This is a genomic window from Christiangramia sp. 3-2217-3z (genome assembly GCF_051195275.1).
In the GTDB taxonomy this organism is placed as follows: domain Bacteria; phylum Bacteroidota; class Bacteroidia; order Flavobacteriales; family Flavobacteriaceae; genus Christiangramia; species Christiangramia marina.
In genome coordinates, this window is the sequence record NZ_JBNJLI010000025.1 from 1 (window position 1) to 3,806 (window position 3,806).

4 protein-coding genes are annotated in these 3,806 nt (G+C 32.5%); all 4 read right to left on the reverse strand.

Annotated elements, in window-relative coordinates:
- Positions 1-355: 355 nt before the first annotated feature.
- Positions 356-1,687: a hypothetical protein gene (locus ACSHZO_RS15680; protein ID WP_298248395.1), complete on the reverse strand. Its 1,332-nt coding sequence runs from the start codon at positions 1,685-1,687 to the stop codon at positions 356-358.
- Positions 1,680-2,735, reverse strand: a complete 1,056-nt coding sequence (locus ACSHZO_RS15685; protein WP_298248396.1) for a hypothetical protein — start codon at positions 2,733-2,735, stop codon at positions 1,680-1,682. Before ACSHZO_RS15685 ends, ACSHZO_RS15680 begins: the two co-directional genes overlap by 8 nt.
- 268 nt (positions 2,736-3,003) lie before the next feature.
- On the reverse strand, positions 3,004-3,360 hold the full coding sequence (locus ACSHZO_RS15690; RefSeq protein WP_298248397.1) for a helix-turn-helix domain-containing protein: 357 nt from the start codon (positions 3,358-3,360) through the stop codon (positions 3,004-3,006).
- A gap of 1 nt (position 3,361) precedes the next feature.
- Positions 3,362-3,655 (reverse strand): type II toxin-antitoxin system HigB family toxin, encoded by a 294-nt coding sequence (locus ACSHZO_RS15695; protein WP_298248398.1) that lies wholly within the window; start codon positions 3,653-3,655, stop codon positions 3,362-3,364.
- Positions 3,656-3,806: the final 151 nt, after the last annotated feature.

The following is a 3,806-nucleotide window of genomic DNA, read 5'->3' on the forward strand; positions in this document are numbered from 1 at the left end:
AGCTAAATTTGTGCTTGAGTAGCTACCAAAAGCTTCTTTAGTCATTATCTTATTTTGAACGAAAATTGAAGAATTACATTTCGGATCTGGATGTTGTAAATTATCTATTTACAAAAGATTATTTCCTCGAATCTTTCAATTTATGGCTTATTATACGGATTTGTCCGTTTAGAAAATTAATGTTTTATGTAGCTGAAACTGTGCGGAGCAATTGCATATAACGGTTTGCGGTTATCGCAAGTTGCGGGAGTAGGGACGCGGACTTGTCGGATTAACTATTTTGTTTGTTGGTTTCTTATTTTATCCTTTATAAAAGATACCCGTTATTTGCGATGAACCGATGTTACCTGCTGGCCTACTTATTCTGATAACCAATTTTGGAATACATTTTTTTTGCAATACTTCCTACTCGTATAGTATTTTTTTGTTTTGTTGCGTTTAATAAGTTTACTATATCACGGTTTTGGATTTCTTGAGTTAACGAATCAATATCTACTGAATCAAATAAATCGATCCATCTTTTTAAAGGACTACTTTGATTTAGTTTAAATAATATTCTATCATTAGTTTCTAAACATTCTTTGAAAAAATATAACCATCGATCTTCGGTAGTGTTTTGAATAATTTCGTTGGCAGGTCCTTGTGCAGCGTTGGATACTCCATATCCGTTACCTAATTTGACACATAAAACTGAAGTCATACATATTGAAAAGGCAGGTATTGGAATTGTACTTCCCATTGAGTATAAAGTTTTAACTGGTGCGGGTTCATTATAAAAATTATTCATTCCCTCATGAGCTTGAATAATTTCATGAGCAACTTTAATGAATGAAGAAGATCTTAAATCTTCTGGTACAAAATCAAATCCTCGAACTTTTAAAAGAACCCTTTTAAGACCGCTTGCCGCTTTAGTTTGACCATCTGTAAATAGTTCTGAATATGACCTACCTATTTGCCATCTTTCTGGATGTTTAAGATTTGTCCAAAGTAATGGAATTATAAGATTAGAATTAGCCAAGGAGTTTTCTAATTGAGCACCACTGGTAGATTTTACTAGAGACAACAAAATCCTAATAACAGTTCTATGAAAGAAATAAGGGCTCTGGGTTAGTTTTACTATATGTGGATTATCTTCCTTTAATGTACTTTCTTCTAATTCAGTCCTAAAATTCTTAAAATCAATTGCAGCTTCAATTTTATTATAACCTAGCACACCTTGTATGCAAGATCTCAAAATTGTTTTAGCCTCATCTTCCGTCATTTCATTCTCAATATCTTCCTCAAGTTCTGCTTGATTGAAGTGAGTAACAGTTTCCATTGCCTGACGAAGTCTAAAAGCGGAAGTTCCACTAATTACTCCAAGCTCTTCGGCTAGACGAATAGCTTCAAATTCAGAAATAGCTTGTTGGATATTACTGTATTCATTTATATCAGGTCTATCTAACATCTCAGCGATGAAAGAAACCCCCATCTTGCTTAATTGATTTTTCAAAGATGTAATGGACTTTGTCCAAACATAAGTGGAAACCATTTCGTAGGATTCGCTATTAAATCCTAAAACAATTTGTTTTTGATCCTTGCTTTGAAGTTGTAAACCATAGGTTACCATTTCGTCTATTTTGCTAACCTTTTTCGGCAATACCGGTAAAGTCTCATTTTGCCACAAAACTATTTGATTATCACTCATTACCTTTAATTTCTATTTTACCATCTTGTGATTGTATGTAAGCTGCTTCTAATCCTTTTCCAATTAAATTGGATAATGCTAAAAATGTTCGACTTCTTGCACCACCTGAAGTATTTGTTTTTGCAATTTTAGCGGGATGTTTAATAAATACATTATAGGATGCGATTTCTCCATTTGTTGTAAAAACTGTAATTCCATCACTTTGAAGCATTCCAATTATTATTGAATAAAATCCGTTCAATTCAGAGTTTGACTGTAAATCATTACCTTTTAATAATTGTTTTATCATTTTTGGAACATCTATTCTTTTCTGGAGTTGAATACCGTCTTCTAATTTCTTTGGAACATTCGTTTTCCTACTATTTATAACGCACGCTAGTGTTCCGTGTCCTATTTTTAAAATTTCATTAAAAATCTTTTTATAGAAATTTTTGGTTGGTTCTTTAATATCCTCAGGAACGTCAGCCGTTATGTACTCGATGAATTTAATTTGATTGCCAACCGGAGAAACCTTGGATTCTTCTCTACCACCAAAGCTTATTAGCAGAGGATCACTCTGAATACCTTTAACTTCTATTAATTTATCAGAAATTTGGTGGATTAAAATTGCTTTAATATCATCTTCGTCTTTATTATCCTTATCGATGAGACTTTCCTCTATTGATACTGATAAAATTGAAGTTCCCGCACGAAAAACACCATAATCAAAACTAGTATCTTTCCTGTGAATGAATATTGACCAATCAGAATCTGTTAATGGCGCACATTTTTTTAAGGCCCTTAACATAGTTTCCTTTGTTTTCTCACCGGAACCAATAAAACATTCTTGGGAGGATGGTAAGGACTTCATCACATTATCCTTATCATCAAATATGTATATTTTAGGAAATAAATCCTTTCCTTCTTCTTTATAATTCACTAATTGATTAATGAGCTCAACCAAACCTTCTTGCGTAATCAAACATTCCATTTTTTCAGTCGCTAATAAAGTGACCGATTCACCTAATAAGGTGGGACGTAAAGAAATGGATTTACTTAAGTTACTCATTAAAGCTGCTTTAATCGTTAATGCTTCAAAATTTCGTCTAAATTATCAAAATTTTTTTAGGATTGAATTAGAATGAAAAAGTCAATGTAGAAATAGTAAAAATTCTTGTAGGCTTGCAGGTAACGGCTCCGGTTATCGCTAGTTGGCGGAGTAAGGGACGCGGATTTGTCGGCTTAGTATTGGTTTGTTAGTCAAGAAAATTATTTTCTTTCTAACGCTGCCGCTTATTGGCGATTAACCGTTGTTAGCTCCAGTATTTGTGTTCAGATTAATAATCTTGAATTAAAACCTCTGTCGGAATATGTAGTGTAGTATTTAGCTTTCTTACCATTTCTAAAGTCAGTTTTCTTTTCTTACTTAAAATTTCACTTACTCTACTTTTGAAACCAAAAACCTCTGCTAGATCTTTTTGTTTCATTCCCATTTGTTCCATTCTAAATTTTATAGCTTCTATCGGATCTGGCATTCCAATTGGAAAATGTTCATTTTCATAATTGTCGATTAGAATTGATAATATTTCTAGTTCGTCACCATCCTCAGTTCCTTTTTTTGCATCAAAAATCACCTCAAGTCTTTCAAGTGCATTTTGGTAATCTTGTTCGTTTCTTATTGGTGTAATTTTCATCTTAAATTGTATTTGCGTCTATTTTATCATATTCTGCGTGTGTTCCAATAAATCTTATCCAACAGATTTGATATTCGAAACTGAATTTTACAATCAATCTATAATTGTTTCCTTTAATGTTGAATACAATTCTATTTTCTTGTAAAATACTTGCGCTAGGATAATCTTTCTTTAGATCATTAATATTTTCCCAATTGGTTTTTTCTGTTTCTCGATACCAGGCTTTCAATTGTTGTTCACTATCAGCGTGTTTTGTCCAAAAATCACGTAAGGTTCGTTTTGCAATAATTCTCACATTAAATTATTTTAAAACAAAGATAAATAAAATTACCAAATCGGGAACTTTTTTCTTGATAAAATATTGGAGCTAACGGTCTCGGCTATCGACAGTTGCGGGAGTTGGGACGCGGATTTGTCGGCTTTTTTGTTTTATTTTCTGGTTTCTA